The organism is Brevefilum fermentans (assembly GCF_900184705.1).
Taxonomy (GTDB): domain Bacteria; phylum Chloroflexota; class Anaerolineae; order Anaerolineales; family Anaerolineaceae; genus Brevifilum; species Brevifilum fermentans.
This window is the reverse complement of record NZ_LT859958.1, coordinates 52,266-70,156: the sequence shown is the minus strand read 5'-3', so window position 1 is coordinate 70,156 and position 17,891 is coordinate 52,266. Positions and strand designations below refer to the sequence as shown.

14 protein-coding genes are annotated in these 17,891 nt (G+C 50.5%); 4 read left to right on the top strand and 10 right to left on the bottom strand.

Annotated elements, in window-relative coordinates:
- Positions 1 to 33: 33 nt before the first annotated feature.
- Together CFX1CAM_RS00295 and CFX1CAM_RS00290 are read left to right on the top strand one after the other, a co-directional pair.
- A complete protein-coding gene (locus tag CFX1CAM_RS00295) occupies positions 34 to 2,256 on the top strand; it encodes an amino acid permease (RefSeq protein ID WP_087861084.1) in 2,223 nt (740 codons plus the stop codon).
- A 293-nt stretch (positions 2,257 to 2,549) separates the two neighbouring features.
- Entirely contained in the window at positions 2,550 to 5,099 is a 2,550-nt protein-coding gene (locus CFX1CAM_RS00290; RefSeq protein ID WP_087861083.1) for a hypothetical protein, read from the top strand.
- 311 nt (positions 5,100 to 5,410) lie between these two features.
- On the opposite strand, the gene CFX1CAM_RS00280 is transcribed toward CFX1CAM_RS00290, so the two are convergent.
- The 5 genes from CFX1CAM_RS00280 to CFX1CAM_RS00260 form a co-directional block, all read right to left on the bottom strand.
- On the bottom strand, positions 5,411 to 6,859 hold the full coding sequence (locus tag CFX1CAM_RS00280) for an extracellular solute-binding protein (protein WP_087861081.1): 1,449 nt from the start codon (positions 6,857 to 6,859) through the stop codon (positions 5,411 to 5,413).
- Positions 6,860 to 6,961: 102 nt separating this feature from the next.
- Positions 6,962 to 7,828, bottom strand: coding sequence for a carbohydrate ABC transporter permease (locus tag CFX1CAM_RS00275; protein ID WP_087861080.1), 867 nt, complete (start codon positions 7,826 to 7,828; stop codon positions 6,962 to 6,964).
- On the bottom strand, positions 7,821 to 9,491 hold the full coding sequence (locus tag CFX1CAM_RS00270; RefSeq protein WP_087861079.1) for a carbohydrate ABC transporter permease: 1,671 nt from the start codon (positions 9,489 to 9,491) through the stop codon (positions 7,821 to 7,823). The genes CFX1CAM_RS00275 and CFX1CAM_RS00270 overlap by 8 nt, the downstream gene beginning before the upstream one ends.
- Before the next feature lie 302 nt (positions 9,492 to 9,793).
- Positions 9,794 to 10,954 (bottom strand): iron-containing alcohol dehydrogenase, encoded by a 1,161-nt coding sequence (locus CFX1CAM_RS00265; RefSeq protein ID WP_087861078.1) that lies wholly within the window; start codon positions 10,952 to 10,954, stop codon positions 9,794 to 9,796.
- A 104-nt stretch (positions 10,955 to 11,058) separates the two neighbouring features.
- The gene (locus CFX1CAM_RS00260; protein WP_087861077.1) at positions 11,059 to 11,952 is read right to left on the bottom strand and encodes a YihY/virulence factor BrkB family protein; all 894 of its coding nucleotides are present in this window, start codon (positions 11,950 to 11,952) and stop codon (positions 11,059 to 11,061) included.
- Between the two features lie 168 nt (positions 11,953 to 12,120).
- Between CFX1CAM_RS00260 and CFX1CAM_RS00255 the strand changes: the two genes are divergently transcribed.
- Positions 12,121 to 12,522, top strand: coding sequence for a hypothetical protein (locus tag CFX1CAM_RS00255; RefSeq protein ID WP_087861076.1), 402 nt, complete (start codon positions 12,121 to 12,123; stop codon positions 12,520 to 12,522).
- A gap of 219 nt (positions 12,523 to 12,741) precedes the next feature.
- Here the strand turns inward: CFX1CAM_RS00255 and CFX1CAM_RS00250 are convergent, their stop codons facing one another.
- Positions 12,742 to 13,767, bottom strand: a complete 1,026-nt coding sequence (locus CFX1CAM_RS00250) for a hypothetical protein (RefSeq protein WP_087861075.1) — start codon at positions 13,765 to 13,767, stop codon at positions 12,742 to 12,744.
- 297 nt (positions 13,768 to 14,064) lie between these two features.
- On the opposite strand from CFX1CAM_RS00250, the gene CFX1CAM_RS00245 reads away from it, so the two are divergent.
- A complete protein-coding gene (locus CFX1CAM_RS00245; RefSeq protein ID WP_087861074.1) occupies positions 14,065 to 14,976 on the top strand; it encodes a CPBP family intramembrane glutamic endopeptidase in 912 nt (303 codons plus the stop codon).
- 38 nt (positions 14,977 to 15,014) lie between these two features.
- Here the strand turns inward: CFX1CAM_RS00245 and CFX1CAM_RS00240 are convergent, their stop codons facing one another.
- The 4 genes from CFX1CAM_RS00240 to CFX1CAM_RS00225 are packed head-to-tail and all read right to left on the bottom strand — an operon-like array spanning position 15,015 to position 17,710.
- The gene (locus CFX1CAM_RS00240) at positions 15,015 to 15,659 is read right to left on the bottom strand and encodes a protein-L-isoaspartate(D-aspartate) O-methyltransferase (RefSeq protein WP_087861073.1); all 645 of its coding nucleotides are present in this window, start codon (positions 15,657 to 15,659) and stop codon (positions 15,015 to 15,017) included.
- Positions 15,640 to 16,725: an A/G-specific adenine glycosylase gene (mutY, locus tag CFX1CAM_RS00235; RefSeq protein ID WP_087861072.1), complete on the bottom strand. Its 1,086-nt coding sequence runs from the start codon at positions 16,723 to 16,725 to the stop codon at positions 15,640 to 15,642. Before mutY ends, CFX1CAM_RS00240 begins: the two co-directional genes overlap by 20 nt.
- Positions 16,725 to 17,027, bottom strand: coding sequence for a hypothetical protein (locus tag CFX1CAM_RS00230; protein ID WP_087861071.1), 303 nt, complete (start codon positions 17,025 to 17,027; stop codon positions 16,725 to 16,727). Before CFX1CAM_RS00230 ends, mutY begins: the two co-directional genes overlap by 1 nt.
- A 32-nt stretch (positions 17,028 to 17,059) precedes the next feature.
- The gene (locus CFX1CAM_RS00225) at positions 17,060 to 17,710 is read right to left on the bottom strand and encodes an MBL fold metallo-hydrolase (protein WP_087861070.1); all 651 of its coding nucleotides are present in this window, start codon (positions 17,708 to 17,710) and stop codon (positions 17,060 to 17,062) included.
- Positions 17,711 to 17,891 lie beyond the last annotated feature (181 nt).

Below are 17,891 nucleotides of genomic sequence, written 5' to 3'. Positions count from 1 at the left end.
CCTGATTCCTTTTCCACCAATCCCTATCCTCCCATGACAAAACGAAAACTCCGCCGTCAACTCACCCTGCTACAGGTAATCATGCTGGGAACTGCCGGCACGATTTCTGCCGAGATCTTTGTTCTCACCGGGCATGCAGCCGGCATTGCCGGGCCCGACGCGGTCCTGGCGATCATCATCGGTGGGGTGCTGACCCTCAGCATCGCTCTCAACTACTGCGAGCTGGCCACCACCTACCCGTTCACCGGCGGGGCGATGACTTATGTCAAGGAGGGCTTTGGCAACAACCTGGTTATGTTCCTGGTCGGCTCGCTGGATGCCCTTTCCAGCACCTTCTATGCGGCCCTTTCTGCGGTCGGCTTTGCCTATTCGTTAAAGGTCTTCTTCCCGTTTTTGCCGATCATCCCGGTGGCCTTACTTGTCATCGTCGCGGTTGGGGCGATGCACATTCGTGGAATTAACTCAGTCGGCAACCTGCAAATTGTTCTGGGCGCCTTCCTGTTGATTGTGTTCGGGGTGTATGTGGTCCTGGGCTTAACCCGCCCTGAAGGCTTTAACTGGCAGACCTTTCAATCAGGGCGGGAGCTGCTTGAAAACCAATCCGTTTGGGCAAACCTGGGCCGCATGCTGACCACGGTCGCCCTGATTTACAATGCGTATGTCGGCTTCGAAGTTATCGCCGACGACGCTGAAGAGATTCGCGAACCCTCACGTAACATCCCTGCGGGCATCCTGATCAGCCTGGGGATCACCACCCTGGTCTACACCCTGGTATCTTTTGTGACCATCGGCGTGATCCCGTATGAGGTCCTGGCAGGGTCGGAAACCGCCCTGACCGATGCTGTGGGCATATTTTGGCCCGGTATTGGCGTGACCATCATGGCAGCCGCCGGGATTGTCGCTACCCTGACCTCGGTCAATTCAGCCATGCTTTCGGCGACGCGGGAAACCTTCACCCTCAGCCGTGACCAGGTTTGGCCGCGCATCCTTTCACGTCTGAGCCGCTGGCGTACGCCCTATGTTTCGGTTTTGATGGTGCTGGTGATCAGCGGCTTCGTGGCTGCTATCGGACTGGTTGACTTCCTCAGCTTCATCTCCAGTGCGGGTTACATGTTTGTCCTCTTCTGGGCTTCCCTTTCGATGATTGTGCTGCGCAAAAAATATCCAAGCATCGATCGACCGTTCAAGGCGCCTTTATTCCCACTCACGCCGATCCTGGCAGCCTTAAGCGGCGTGCTGATCATCGCTTTTGCCAACCCACGCGCATTATTGTTTTTAGGTTTATTGATCCTGTTCTTGGCAGTCGTTTTTTATGTTTCGCGCACCTTTCGTCATAAGGCGCTCATCCAGGCGCGAGTTGAACAAGAACTGGGCGGCGGACGGCTGTTGATTTCCGCCATCAACCCTGCCACAGCCGTGGGACTGGTGGAGCTGGCCTCCAGGCTGGCTGAACACCAGGAGGACACGACGATCAGTTTAATGTCGGTGATTAAGGTGCCCACGACCGGCTCTGAGGATGAAATCAACAAGTTGATCCAGCAGGGAAAAGCCGCGCGAGACAGGCTATTAAACTTAACCGCGCCGATTGCCCAGCAGCGCAATGTGGCATTTTCTGCCAAAATTAAAGCAGCCAACAATGTTGAATCTGCAATTTACAGGGAGCTGAAATCGCCCAATCCGGTAAAAATGGTGATCTTGGGTTGGCCCTCCGAAGACGAAAAACTCAGAATTCCTCACAACATCATCAAGGAAGTGATGGTCAATGCTCGCAAGGACGTGCTTGTGCTGCGCAATCGGGGGATTGAGACAATCCAAAAGGTTCTTGTGCCAATCTCCGGCGGTCCAAATACCCGGTTATGCCTGAACCTGGCCGCGTCCCTGGCTTATGAACAAGAGATTAAGGTGACTGCCCTGCACCTGACACCAGAGGGTTTAGATGAAGAAAAGATGGAAGACGCTGACCTGTATCTCCAGGAAATTGTTGAAAACAGCCTGGGTGCGGTTCCCGATTGGATGGAAATCAGCGTCAGACCGGCGCCATCCGTCAGCGAGGGCATCCAGCAGACCGTGCAGGTCGGGCATTATGACCTGCTGATCATCGGCGCAGGTGGGGATGTCTTCTCGCATCGCAGCTTGTTTGGCTTGCTAAATGACATCCTGATCGAAACGGTGGATTGTTCGATGTTGATCGCCCGGCATTATCAGCCCGAGGCTGTGACCTGGTTGAACAAACGCATCCATCAGGTGGAAGTGTAATTCTGCGAGTCTGGATTGGCTTGCAACTGGCGGGTACCGGGTGAAAGATCGATATCAACGCCGGGGGTCTGGGATTGCTTTGCAAAGTATCGCCCACATTCAGGTCTTTGTTAATAATCTATTTTTATAAATGATCATTGCAGAGTTTCCATAGCTGAGGGTTTTACAATATTCGTTTTACGAAATATTCGATAAACCGATTGACATAGAAATCAATTCTCAATTATAATGTTTTCGAGTTTTAATTTTTTCTTTTCAACATTTAGCTATCAAATGCCAAAAACTCTCATTTTATGAAGAAAACACTCTTTTCTCTGATTTTATTTTTTATTATCCTCTCTCTAAGCGTTCCTCATCAATTTTTATTCGCGCAAGCCGAAACACTGCCGCAAATGGATGTCCCGGGTGAAGGATTGAACACCCTGCCCGATGGCGCTGTGATCACATCCATTGAAGAGGTCAATCCTTACTTTACGATTGAACATATTACGCTGGCTGATGGCACCACTCTTTCAAAAGGCATTATCAGTGGCCCTTCTCAGCCCCCCGCTGGTTATGAAGCCGAACGAGAGGCATCCATCCAACCCCTTTCCAGCCGGGGGGTCATCTCCAATTTCCCATCATACAACTGGGTGTTTGGCTGTTCTGCGGTGTCAGGTGCGATGATCGCTGCCTATTACGACCAGAACGGATATCCCGACATCTACACCGGTCCAACGAACGGCAGTGTGATGCCAATTACAGACACCTCCTGGGGAACCTGGTCCGATGGTTATGCTACCTATCCCAATAACCCGCTGGTTGCATCAAAAGATGGGTTGGACGGACGCTCTGGCCGCGGCTCAATTGATAATTATTGGGTTCGTTATGGAAGCACAGCGGATGACCCCTACATCACGAACGGCTGGCCTCAGCACACCTGGGGCGCCGCCATTGGTGACTTCATGAAGACCAGCCAATCAGCTTATGGGAACACAGACGGCGCAACATCGTTTTATTATAACGAAAGCGCTGCAAAGTTAACCTGCACCGCCATGGAATCAATGTCAGCCGGTGGTGGAAGGATGGTTTCCGATGTTGATGGCACCTACGGCAGGAAACTTTTCTATGAAGCGCGCGGCTATGCCGTCACGGATTGTTACTATCAAAGAACAAATTACGAAGGCGGATTTTCACTTGACAATTTCAAAGCCGAGATTGACGCCGGGCACCCCGTGATGATCAACCTTAAGGGGCATACGATCGTCGGTTACGGTTATGATGGTACCACAATCTACATTCGTGACACCTGGGATTCTGACCCGAGTCATACCTATACCATGACCTGGGGCGGCAGTTACCAAGGGATGGCCATGCAGGCCGTCAGTGTGGTCCATCCGGCGGCTACACCTGCCGTTCCAACTGGAGTCGCCGCCAGCGATGGAACATATACGGACAAGGTTCGAGTCACCTGGAACGCGAGCACTGGCGCCAACAATTATATGGTGTTTAGAAACACCAGCAATACCCACACGGATGAAGTCGTGCTGACCAGCAACCATTTTGCCAGCCCCTTTGATGACACCACAGCAACGCCTGGAAAAACCTATTATTACTGGGTTAAAGCCTGCAATGCGGCGGGATGTTCCGGTTACTCAATTGGTGATGTAGGGTATATTGCAGCCCCCATTCCTGCACCGCCCAGCGGAGTCGCCGCCAGCGATGGGACATATACAGACAAAGTTCAGGTCACCTGGAACGCGAGCACTGGTGCGGATATTTATCAGGTGTTTAAAAACACCAGCAATACCCACATGGGTGAAATCATGCTGACCGGCAACCATCCTGCCAGTCCCTTTGATGACACCACAGCAGCGCCGGGGATACCCTATTATTACTGGGTTAAAGCCTGTAATCCGGCGGGATGTTCCGATTACTCAATTGTTGATACAGGGTATCGTGCGGTCTTTATTCCTGCTCCGCCCGATGGAGTAGCCGCCAGCGATGGGACATATCCGGATATGGTTCAAATCACCTGGAACGCGAGCGCTGGCGCCCACTATTATATGGTGTTTAGAAACACCAGCGATACCCACACGGGTGAAATCGTGCTGACTGATATCCATCCTGCCAGCCCCTTTGACGACCTCACAGCAGAGCCGGGGATACCCTATTATTACTGGGTTAAAGCCTGTAATCCGGCGGGATGTTCCGATTACTCAATTGTTGATACAGGGCATCGTGGGCCCCTCATTCCTGCTCCGCCCGATGGAGTAGTCGCCAGCGATGGGACATATACGGACAAGGTTCAAGTCACCTGGAGCGCGAACACTGGCGCCGACAATTATATGGTATTTAGAAACACCAGCAATACCCACACGGGTGAAATCGTACTGACTGACATGCACCCTGCCAGCCCCTTTGATGACATCACAGCCGAGCCGGGTAAAATCTATTATTACTGGGTTAAAGCCTGCAATGCGGCGGGATGTTCCGATTATTCAACTGTTGATACAGGGTATCGTGCGCCCTTCATTCCTGCACCGCCCGGCGGAGTAGCCGCCAGCGATGGGACGTATCCGGACAAGGTTCAAGTCACCTGGAACGCGAGCACTGGCGCCGACAATTATAAGGTGTTTAGAAACACCAGTATTACCCACACGGGTGAAATCGTGCTGGCTAACAACCATCCTGCCAGTCCCTTTGATGACATCACAGCAATGCCGGGTAAAACCTATTATTACTGGGTTAAAGCCTGCAATGCGGCGGGATGTTCCGATTACTCAAGTTTTGCCATTGGGCGGCTTGGCACTTTGACAAGGTTTGAGCTCTTCGTGCCATTGCTCATCAGCGGTGGTGGTTAAACCGATCCTCACCGGAATGGAAATTTTGAGGCTGGGCGCGATGGACGTTGGCTAGATTACTCTAACCATGGTGAATTGACCATTGTTCAATTTCAACCTGGCATCATGCATCATGGAGTTTGAGCAGCGTGGATCGGCGGATTACACAATAGGATTGACCGCTCTTCCGCCTGCCAATTTGAAGGTCATTATCGAACCCGGCAACCCAAATCTGCAGAAAGTGTTACGAGTATGGGTTAAAGACAAACCCCCAGGCACACTCGCCTGGGGGCAGGTCGTTAATTGGATTCTGTAATTAAATCCCGTTAAAACTACTGAGATACTTCTTTAACCAGGTCATTGGCGGTTTCCGTCAACCTGGCCAGGATTTCTTCAACCTCAGCCTGGGATGTGGCGTTGTAAAGTTCCGCAGCAAAATTGTTGATTGCCCGTCGCACTGAAGACCAGGCGGGGAACGTCTGTGGTTCTGATGGGCCAATGGCGGCCAGTCTCACACCGGATTCCCATACGGGATTTGCCTGGGCATAATCCGCCAACAGGGCTTCGGTGGAGTACTGGGTGCCGTAATAGCCGCTGGCCGGGATCCAGCGTGCCTGGATTTCAGGGGAGGTTAGCCATTTGACGAACAGCCACGAAGCCATTTCTCGCTGCTGTGTGCTCGGAATGACACCCAGCATCTGCTGAAAAGCATTTACAGCCAGGGTTCCATCCGGGCCCGGGGCAGCGATCCAACCCCAGATATCATCATTGTTGGCTTCTTCGAAAGCAGCCTCGTAATAAGGCGCACCAGCGGTAGAGCTCATGGTGATGATAGCCCTGCGTTGACCCTGTTCAGGATTGGGGTAGCTTTCCGTCTGCCAGGCACAGCCCTCTTTTTTCAGGTCCAAAAGATACATGGAGACATCGATTGCTTCCTGGGTGTTGAAGTCATAGGCATCGCCAGCAGCATTGAGTTCCTTGCCGCCAAACGCATACAACATGTGCAGCCAGTTGGTGGTGTTGGGGAAATACACAATGCCGCCCGTACCGGCAAAATCGCCGCCAATGGCAGCATTATCAGCGGCTGCTGCGCAAACCAGATCCTTCAGCTCCGCGGAAGTGGTGGGAGGTTCAGAAAAACCTAATTCCTCTGCCCAGGTGAAGTTGTACACCAGCACATTGGCAGACTGGGTCATCGGGTAAGCAATCCAGGCGCCATCGGGTGTGCTTCCAGCTTCTCTCAAGTGGGGGTACAGGTCTGCCTGTTGTTCTGCGGTTAACCCGTATTCTGCATCATCAATATAGGGATTCAAATCTGCAACAAATCCAACAGAATACCAGTCCGCCAGGGCATTGGTATAAGCCATCACCACATCTGGCAAATCACCAGATTGAATACCGGCATTGACCTTATCTTCAATATCACTGTAGCTACCCTGATCGAGGGAATCTACGACGATACCATAGGGATTGCCTGCATTGAATTCATCCACCAGGGCCTGCAAAGCATCACCAGGCGCATCAGAATAAACGTGCCAGAATTGAATCGTCACACCTTCAAAGGGAGGCGCTTCTTCAACCACAGGTTCTTCAACCACGGGTTCTTCAACCACAGGTTCTTCAACCACAGGTTCTTCAACCACGGGTTCTTCAACCACGGGCTCTTCCACGGGTTTCTCAACCACGGGTTCTTCGGCTGGCGGTGTTGTAGTTTTGGCACACGCTGCCAGTACCAGGGAAAACAATATCAAAATTGATAGTAAAACGCTTAACTTTTTCATGAAATTTTCAACTCCTCTAAGTCATTATTTGTCTTGACGAAAAACGAATATTGTGTTTGTTTTATATCAGGCCTATCAACCTCCTTTCAAAATTGGTGACGGTTACCCCTTCAATCCTGAGCGGGCAATGCTTTCTGTGAATTGCCGTTGGGTAAAGAAATAAATGATCAGGATTGGGATGATGGTGATAAAAGCGCCGGCCATCGTTAGATTGATCAGTTGCCCGGCTTCATCCACAAAGTTCATCAGGCCCACGGAAATTGGTCGCCAATCCGGTGTGTTCGTCACCAACATCGGCCATGCCAGTGAGTTCCAGGTTCCGATAAAGGATAAAACCAAAATAACCATCAATGGAGCTTTAGACAAAGGCAGCACCACCTGGACCAGAAAGCGCAAATGTCCAGCCCCGTCGATTTGTGCGGCGTCAAATAGCTCATTGGGTACCTGCGCAAAGAATTGCTTGAGTAAAAAGATCGAGAAAATACTGCCCATAAACGGGATCGTCAGTGCAGGCCAGTTGTTAATCCACGGGATCGGACCGATGCGTCCCAACCAGGTTACCGTGAGGAAATTCGGGATGATCAACACCATCGCCGGGATCATGATCGTGCTCAACATAACGCCGAAGATCAGGTCTCGCCCCGGAAATTCTATGCGGGCAAAGGCATAGGCGGCAAAAATGCTGAACGTAATTTCACCTGATAGGGTGATTATGGTAATTAACAGGCTGTTGACAAAGTACTTTGAGAACTCCGCCCGCTGCCAGGCAATTACGTAGTTTTCAAATTTTAACGAAGAGGGGAAAAAAGCCGTTCCCAGGGCTTCTCCCAGGGTCATCAAAGAAGTTGAAATCATCCAGATAAACGGAAGCAACGAGATGAAGGCACCGGCTAATAAAATGATGTAAGTGATCACCTTACGGCGCGTTGAAACGGAGAAAGAATGTTTTTTAATTTTCTTATTATCCATAAAACACCCGTGAGCCTTGAATACGATTATTGACCAGGGTTAAGGCTAAGATAATCCCAAACAAGACAAACGCCATTGCTGAAGCATAACCATACCTGGTTTTTTCAAAAAATTCAATAAAGATCACCAAACTGAAGGTGTCTGTTGTTCCCAGCGCCAGGTTACTTCTGAAAATCCAGATGGTATTAAACGCCTTGAATGTGCCAATAACACCAATTAAAGACAGGAAATAAGTTGTGGGTGAGAGCAGCGGAAAGGTGATGTGGCGAAAGACTTGCCAGCCGCTGGCGCCATCAACTTCAGCCGAGTCATTCAACTCTTTAGGGATATTGCCCAAGCCCGCCAGATAGATGACGGTGTTGTAGCCGACAAAAGTCCAGATCGAATGCAAAATGATGACACTCATCGCCAGGCTGGGCCCGGCAGCCCAGGCAGGAATGGTTTTACCAAAGTAGTCGGCAATCAGGGTAAAAACCCCGCGCGGTTCAAATAACCACTGCTGAGCCGGCAACCCCAATGCCTTCAAGAGCATATTCACCGGAGCAGTGTGCCGGTTTGAAAACATCTGCTGAAATACCGCTGCGCTGGCAATCGCTGGTGTCACATAAGGAATAAAGTAAATAATTCGAAATATATTCGAACCAACCAATTTTTGAAACAGCAATACAGAGAGGAAGATCGAAATAATCAATTGCAGCGGTACAGTTCCTAACGAGAAGAACGCTGTTACCTTCAGCCCGTCCCAAACCTTTTTATCCCCGTTGGCAAGAGTCATCGGGATCTCGCCAATCAGCAGCCAACCACCAACCAGTAAGATCAGGGCAGCCAGTACATGCAGCCAAAAACTGCGGTCCGTATGCTGTTTTTCAGCCCTGCGCCAGAAGAGCCAGCCCGCGATAAGCAAAATCACACCACTGGTGATCGAGATCAACTGCGGCCAAATGCCCGGATCGGTGCCAGCCTCAAGGGCGGTGGCATAAGCTGCACTGACCTCCTTCAGTGTGAAAGTCAGCAATCCAATGCTAATACCGAGAGCGATAAAACCCAGTGAAAAGAAAGCTTGATAATCAATATTTCTGCGATTACGCCACACACGCAAGATGATCAAGCTAACGACCACACTCACCAGGAAGGTGATTAACAATATCCGCCAGGCAGGCAGCACATTTTCCGACCGTAATGCTTCAAGCAGGAAATCTCTGAACACGATTTCATTCCGCTCTAAACCGCGCACTTTAAAGGCGATATCCAGCACTTCAGGCAAGGCACGATAAAACCAGTTAAGAAATGCAAACACCATTAGCGCGAATGACAGCCCCGGAAAAATCGCCGGCCAGGGCTGGTCGTCCTGCTCACGTTTCATTTTTAGAATGTGTTTAACAATGAAATAGACGCCTGCCAGGGCGCCCAAGCCTAAGAAAAAAGCCACCACATACGAGAGGTTGCCGATTGCCGTCACGTAATTTTTCAACCCGATCATATCACCACGGACAATGCGCCAGCGATGCAAACTCACGTAAAGGGCAAAAAACACCGGGAAAATGCCAAAAATAAAAATCAGGATGGAAGCAGGGGCAATAAAAATGTAGGCGGTCAGGTGTTCTTTTAAACGTCTCCCCCGGCGTGTGGTAAAGGTTCTGGTAAAAAAGCTTTTCTTTTCCATTGTTTTCCAATCAATTTGATTGTTGTGTATTTGCCATTTATTCTAAACGTCTTATGCGTTTAGCGAGACAAAGCTCCTGTTTCTGCTATCAAAGCAAACGCAACATTAACGGATTACATTTCATTCCTTCTCTTCACCTGATATAGGATTATACCAAATAATTCAAAGGACTGGCTTCATACGGGGTTTTTAAGCCGCAACTGTTAAACCAGAGACGCTAAAACCTGTGTTCATCTCAGACACTATAGACCTGGCCAGACAATACCCATCAACGTTGAATAAAGCCCGGGTTGAGCGTAATTCTATTGGCTCATTCGCAATATTTCCGCAACGATATCCGGATCGATTTGATTGAGCTCACCCAGTAAAACCTGGCGAGATTCAAAACGTGCCCGCACGCGTTCGGCTGCCTCATCCGGGTTGATGTTGAAGTCGGTCAATTTAGTGGGCATTCCCAGGCGGTTGAAGAACAGGGTCATTTTATCAATAGCAGCCCGAATAACCGCTTCGCCATCACCGTGCAGTCCCCATACCCGTTGGGCATATTGCACCAATTTGTCTGCCTTTTGCTGACGCTGGTGCCATAGCAAATATGGCAGGACCACCGCCAGCGATTCAGCGTGATCAAGACCGTAAAACGCGGTCAGCTCGTGACCAATCCTGTGGGTCGCCCAGTCCTCCGGTACGCCCTTGTTGATCAGCTTGTTGAGAGCACTGGTTGCAGCCCACATGAAATTTGCGCGCGTATCGTAGTCCGGCGGTTGTTTAAGCGCATCTTCTCCCACTGTTTGGAGGGTGATTAAAATGCCCTCCGCCTGCCGGTCTTGCAACAGGGCGTTCACCGGGTAGGTGGCATACTGCTCGATCACATGGATATAGGCGTCCACAACCCCGTTGCGCACCTGCTTGATCGGCAGGGTGAAGGTGGTGGTTGGATCTAAAATTGAAAACACCGGAAAGACAGCTTCGCTGAACCAGCCCAGTTTTTCCTGGGTGGATCGTCGCGAGATTACAGAGGTGCCATTCATTTCGGAAGCCGTTGCTGGCAGGGTTAACACCGTCCCCAGGGGCAGCGCGTCACCCCGTTTGAGCTTGGCATCCATGGTCACAATGTCCCAAACATCACCCTGTTGATACGGAATTCCCGCTGCAATCAGTTTCGCACCGTCGATCACCGAGCCGCCACCCACCGCCAGGACGAAATTTATCCCTTTTTCGCGGCCCAATCGAATCGCGTGCATCAGGGTATCGAAATCCGGGTTGGGTTCAATCCCACTAAATTCGATTAACTCCCAGCCTGCCAGCGCGGTAAGGACCTGCTCATATACCCCATTGTGTTTGATAGATCCGCCCCCATAACACATTAAAACCGATGCACTTTGTGGGACCAGATCTCTCAACCTCGAGATTTGACCTTTACCAAAAACAATCCGGGTGGGGTTGAAATATTCAAAATTGTTCATAATGAAAATCCTTCCGATTGTTGATGTTTTAATAAGCGATGATCTTTGCTTGTCCCCGATTCCATGCGACGTCCGGGCACGCATTCAGCTCCTTGATCATTGTCTTATTTTCGTCGCGAGGCTTGAATCGCTGCTGTCAGATGTGCGCCGATCAACACGATAATCCCGGTCAGATAAACCCAGAATAATAAAGCCACAATCGTCCCCAAGGAGCCGTAAACCAGTTGATACTGGCTGAGCCCGCTGCTCAGGTACCAGGTGAAACCGTTATTGAGCAGCACCCAGGCCACGCCGGCGATGAGAGACCCAATTAACGAAGCCTTGCGGCTGACCGGCACGGTGGGCACCCACTGATACAGACCCCAAAACATCATCCAGTTTAAGAAAACTGGCAATAAAAAACCGCCAATCTGCCAGAGGATGGTTTCGTGCAAATAAATACCATTGATGGGTATCTCAATTACAGGTATCAGACCAATCAACGTCGAAGTTGCCAGAGACAGCAATACCAGAAAGCCAATCCCAAAGAAGATCAATAATCCCCGCAAGCGACCCTTAAAGAAATCCAGCAAGCGTGCATCTGGAAAGGCACGGTTGATATTCCTGGCAAGGATGTTGAAGACGCTGGTAGCAGACCAAACCAGCGTCAATAGCGCCACAAATGAAACCGCGCCGCGCAACCTGAGCACATGGTTGATGTTTTGAAACACCAGGTTTTCAGCTCCCGGGATGATGCCGTCCAGAATGTTTGACAACTGGATTTGAACCACCTCGGCATCCACAAAAAAGCTGCCCACCACGATGAACACCAGCAGCATCGGAAAGATCGAAAAGAACGCAAAGTAAGCCAGGCTGGCAGCGGTTTCAGAGCCGCGTTCTTCAGCAAACCTTTCCACGGTGGTGCGGATAACCCCTAATGCCCCACCGCTGAAATCATCCACGCGATGATAGAGGCTTTTTATCCACACGATTGTTTTTTGAAAATTGTCTTTAAACATCCTGGTTGTATTTTTACATAAATTTTGGCATTATTATACCGTTTATTGCTGAAACCGATGGCTGTGAGCCTTTTATCAAGCCTCACTGACCCACTTCAAGCCTGCATCGCCGTCATCCTCAAGGAGTATAATAGCCACTGGAAGTCAATACGGCACGAAGGAGCGCTCATGGATATCCAAACCATCAAGAACTACTATACTGCACGTGGCCTGCAATGGCCCTGTGCCAAGGATGCTTTATGGTTTTTCCTGTCTGAAGTGGGCGAACTGGCTGAAGCCTACCTGGCGCATCACGCAGAAGAGCTCACGGCTGAAGAAATTGAAATGCTGAAGACCTTCTCTGCAGAAGGTTTTCACGCCGATGAGATTGTCTCGCGTGTGCAGGGTTGGATCCGCAATAATGACCGGGTGAAAAAAGAGGATATCAGCAAAGAAGTCGCTGATTGCGAAATGATGCTTTCTGTTTTCATGTACAGCCAAACTCAGAGTACTCCGGATGAGGCCTTATTAAAGAAGATGAAAGAAAAATTGGGCGGAAATGCAGATGTGCTCGCCGGCGAACAACCCTGAATGTTCGACTCGTAAACCGCAAAGCATTCAGTGACACACACCGGTAAAGGGCATATTTGATATCCCACCTCTGATCCAACCCTGAAGGTGAGGTGAATTGAATCGCTGGTATTTTTGCGGCATTTCCAAGGTATGGGAAAACCGAACAAAGCATAGCCTGTTAAAAATTGAGCCCCCGGCGGGTCTTTCCGGGGGCTTCCTGGTTGAAAGCAAAAGCAGTTATTCCTCCTGTAAAACGTTGTAACGCGCTTTCAAAGTATGCATGATATAGTTTTGCCACAGATCGGTCATAGCCTGGGTTTTGTAATCATGGGTCGAAAAGGTTTGCCAGATCATGCGTCCCTCCAGGCACTCCGCCAGTAAACCGAATTTTGACGCATCTTTCGGCAGGATTCCACCCAGCAAACGCGCCTCGGAATCGGGTTTGACCTTCAAAAAATCGCCCGCGTCACCGTACCAGATCACACCATAAGGCGTTAACATGCTGATCGTATTGGGTTCAGTAAACAACGGATGTTCCGGGTCAAGCAGGTACACCACATACAGGTTCAGGTTGTCGTCATAATCCCGTTGCCAATCTTCCTGGAAGGCAATTCCGCAGCGCTGCAACAACGGCTGGATGCGCCCATAAGTCACATCATCGATATACCAGATCTCCAGGATGATGCTGGCGCCGCGGTCAAGCTGAACGTCAAGTGCATCAAAGTACTCACCAGAAATGTTATCCCGCGATTCAGCGCCAATAATGACCAGATCCCAGTCAGTGGATGAATTCAAATTGGAGAGTAAATTGCCCATGGCATCATTCACATTGGTCGTGTTTCTTGTCAATCTCAACCCATCGAGGGCATCTTGAATCACCATCGGCTGCCCCGAGCCATACATATCGTCATAATACAAAATGCGAACATCCTTCAGCCACTCTTCAAAGGTTTTCGGAGTTTCAGTCACGGTCTCAGTGGGAGCTGGTTGTTCAATGATCGGCGCTGTCGGCTCAACGATCGCCGGCTGTGTCAGTGTTGGGTGGGGCATGGAGGTCGGTTCTGGTTCTGGTTCAGCGATCGTCGGCTCAACCTGTGCCCTGCTCGTTTGCTCAATGGCGATGCTGGTCTGTTGGATAGCCAGGGCTACACGGGTGCTTTCCAAATCCTGGCTATCATTAAAGAAAGAATTCAACAAATTACAGGCTAATAGAATGGGCATAATCACCACTACGCCCAAAAGAATCAGTAAACGGCGTTTCATTTCTCGCTCCTATTATTCATTGGAGGTTATTGTTACATCAATTATACACCGGAAGGCATTAATTTTATATATTGCTTATCTGTTAAATATATAGGCTCGATCTCTAAAGAATGCGAATGTGAAAATATTCTGAGCGTGATGGTCAGGCGCTGAAACTGGTAGAAATCGCCATTATCGTTGGTATTCGAATTTTTAAAGTACAATGAATAAGAATTTTTCGGCGGGAAAAGACGTATTGGTGATATTAGGTCTGGTTAAATACATTCAATAACCCAGGCTCAGGATAAGGTAACAAACATGATACAAAAAAATGAACTTAACAGGGTTTACTTGTTCTTAACCCTCACGTTTGGAATCTCATGGGCAACCGCCCTGGTGATCTACCTGACCGGCGGATTAGAAGACAGCCCCTTTCTGAACATCGCGAACATCCCTGTCAGCCTGGCGCTGCTCCTGATGGCCACATTTTACATGTTCGGTCCTGCCCTGGCAAATATCATCACGCGTGTCATCACCAAAGAAAGCAAACAAAATCTGTACCTCAAACCAGATTTCAGCCAGGGGCGCTGGCTGTATTTTTTGGCAGCATGGTTGCTGCCAGGTCTCTTAACTATCATCGGTATGGTTGTATTCTTTGTACTGTTTTCAAGAAACTATGATTCCAACCTCAGTTTGCTGACGGCAGAAATGAAAGCAGCAGGTGCTGAGAGTTTTAGCCCATGGTTCGTGGTTGCAATGCAAGCCTTGCAAGCCACCCTGATTGCTCCGGTGTTGAACGCACTGCCATCCTTCGGTGAAGAGTTTGGATGGCGTGGTTATCTGCTGCCCAAACTGCTGCCCCTGGGCGGACGCAAAGCCAGCCTGATAACTGGTGTCATTTGGGGAGTGTGGCACTGGCCATTAATCCTGATGGGTTACAACTACGGTTCAGACTACTTCGGTGCGCCCTTCCTGGGTCCTCTGGCGATGGCCTGGTTCTGTGTCGTTGCCGGTATCGTGTTCGGGTGGACGTCGATTAAAGCGGACAGCATCTGGCCAGCGGTCATTGGTCACGGTGCGTTGAATGGGATCGCTGCCCTCGGTTTGCTGTTTGTTCAGGGTGAACCCAACGCGCTCCTCGGACCAACACCCGTGGGCTTAATCGGCGGAGCCGGGTTCACCATCCTGGCGGTGATTCTCTTCCTTATCCCCAACGCGTTCGAACCTTAACCCGGGAGGAACACATTTCAAACATCATTTGTGCCGGGTTAGCCGCTCCAGCCCTCCTCGCCAATCAGCGGAACAAATATCACCGGGATGTCTACCGAGTGTATGAATTGATCATCTTTGCGCGTCCAAACCTCTAAATGCTGCGAAAAGCGGGCTCCCACCGGGAGCACCAAACGCCCATCGGGTGCTAACTGGTCTAACAACGCCTGCGGTGTCGCAGGCGCGGCTGCAGCCACCAGGATACGGTCGTAGGGTGCAGCAGGTTGATAGCCCAGGCTGCCATCGCCGACAACCACCTTAATATGCTGATACCCCAGGCTTTTCAGAGTCTTCCTGGCTCTTTGCGCCAGTTCAGGGTGGCGCTCAATCGAGATCACTTCGGCAGCCAGCTCCGCCAGGATGGCAGCCTGGTAGCCCGAACCCGTGCCCACGTCCAGAACGCGGTGCTCGGCACGTACTTCCAGGAGTTCCGTCATCAAAGCCACAATAAAGGGCTGCGAAATAGTTTGCCCGCTGCCAATCTGTACCGGGCTGTCAGCATAGGCAACGGTGCGCGCATCCTCTGGGATAAAAAGATGCCTGGGCACTGTGCGCATGGCTTCCAACACCCGCTCATCTTTAATCCCCCGTCTAGCGATCTGGTGGGTGACCATACGTTCACGTTCATCCTGGTAGCGCTTCATTATCGTCCTCCCCGATCAATCGCCGGGCAATCTGCCGGTCCACCTTGCCCATGGGATAATCCGGCAGGGTTTCGATTTTGACCCACGCCAGATTCTGGCCTTCCAACGGCTGGGGCTCAACACCGGGTGACAGGCTGCACAAAAACGCATGCAACGTAATCTTGAAGTGCGAATAAGCGTGCCGATAGCGTCCAAAGGCTTGCCCCACGTTAATTGCTACACCCAATTCCTCCTGGATTTCGCGCTGCAGGCAGGCGGATAAATCCGCATCGCTCTCTTCCAGGGTGCCCCCTGGAAATTCCCACAAACTCCCGAGCAAAGCATCTGGAGGGCGTTGTGCAAGCAGAACCTGGTCACCCCGCCGGATCACAGCCGCTGTCACCGTGAGATGCGGCGTTTTCTTTCCCCGAGTTGTTACCGGTCGCAGCGCTTGCAGGTCGAAAAGGTACGCCCGGCATCCTTCTGCAATTGGGCAAGTGCTACAAAGCGGGTTTTTCGGACGGCAAATCAACGCACCCAGCTCCATCAGCGCCTGGTTGTAGTCGCCTGCCCTACCCGGTGGAAGATGCGCTTCAGCCAACCGCCAGAGTTCTTGCGCACCGGCGTGGCTGCGTGCTGGCAGGCTGACGTCAAAATATCGCGCCAGCACCCGCCGAACATTGCCGTCAACAGCCGGCACGTCTTCTCCAAAGGCGATCGAAGCGATCGCGCCTGCCGTGTAATCCCCGATACCGGGCAGGCTTTTTAGCAACTCACTGCTGCGGGGCAACTGACCACCGAAGGTCTGCACGACGTATTGCGCAGCCCGGTGCAGGTTACGCGCCCGGCTGTAATAACCCAAACCTTCCCAGGCTGACAATACCGCCTGCTCATCAGCAGATGCCAGGGCGTAGATATCCGGGAATTGGTCCATCCAACGGTTAAAATACGGGATCACCATCTCAACCTGGGTTTGCTGCAGCATAATTTCAGAAATCCAGGTCTTATAGGCAGATGTATCAGAACGCCAGGGTAATTCCCTGGCGTTTTTACCATACCATTCCAATAACTGCTGCACAAACTCCATTAAAATTGAAATCCACCTTCTAAAGGCGCCATTTTAAGCTGGTAATTCTCGACAAAAACCAGTAAATTATTATTCAATCTTTCCCAGTCTTCAGAATGGATAATATGCTGTGCTTTTTGCAATCCGGGTACCACTGCACTGACCAAAATTTGAGGATGATCACCGTAGATGGTCACCCACGCATCACTGATCGCCATGCCCATTTTTTGGACGCCAGGCATAAAATGGCGCACAACAAACTCAAAATACTCCTGTTCCTGACCTTCTTTGATATCCCAGGACATGATGACTTTGACGTTCATAGTTCATTCCTTTTAAAGCATAGGTTGCCTGATTAAAGGCTTAAATCAAGCACCACGACCCGCACTTCCTCTGGCAAGGAAGCGCTACTCTGGAGTTTAATCGACTCTTCAGTTTCGATAGAGGTCAAACCCATTTCCTTGAGGAATTTGGAAAGCGGATCCAGTTTGATTAAGGATTTGCTCATCCCGTAATGCATGGGGATCGCGATGCCCGGTTCAAGCAATCGGATCACCTCGGCAGCTTGAGCTGCATTCAGGCTGGCACCCCCTCCAATCGGCACCAGGGCAATTTTCACCTCACCCAAGCCTTCAACCTCTGTCTGGCTGGGCACGCTGTTCAACTCACCGAGATGGGCGACGGTCAGACCGTTATAATCGATCACATACACCGTATTACGAACGACATCAGCCGCAGTTTTCCTGCCTTTGCCATTGATCTGCACGCCGGTGATGAACACACCGCCAATTTCATATTCACCAGGTCCGGTGATTTCAAAAGCCTTGCCACGGATTGCGTTGAGGTGATTATGTGCTGGGTGATCACAACTGACGGTCACCACATCTGCACGCAACTTACCGGGGTCAATCCCAACAACAGCCGGATCGTAAGGGTCTGTTACCACCGATGCCATGCCGCGCTCAGTGATTCTGAAGCAAGAATGTCCGTGCCAGTTAATTTCCATACAAGCCTCCAATCTTATCAATTGAATTATACAACGTCCTGCCCAAATACGGTTAGAGTGTTGAAAAGCGAAAATATAAATTATTTTCTGCAGGTGGTGGGATATGGGGGGCAGGAATCAGGGAGGGTGATCGTGGGCTTGTTCTTTATTAAACTATGCGAAAAACATCACAACAAAGGAT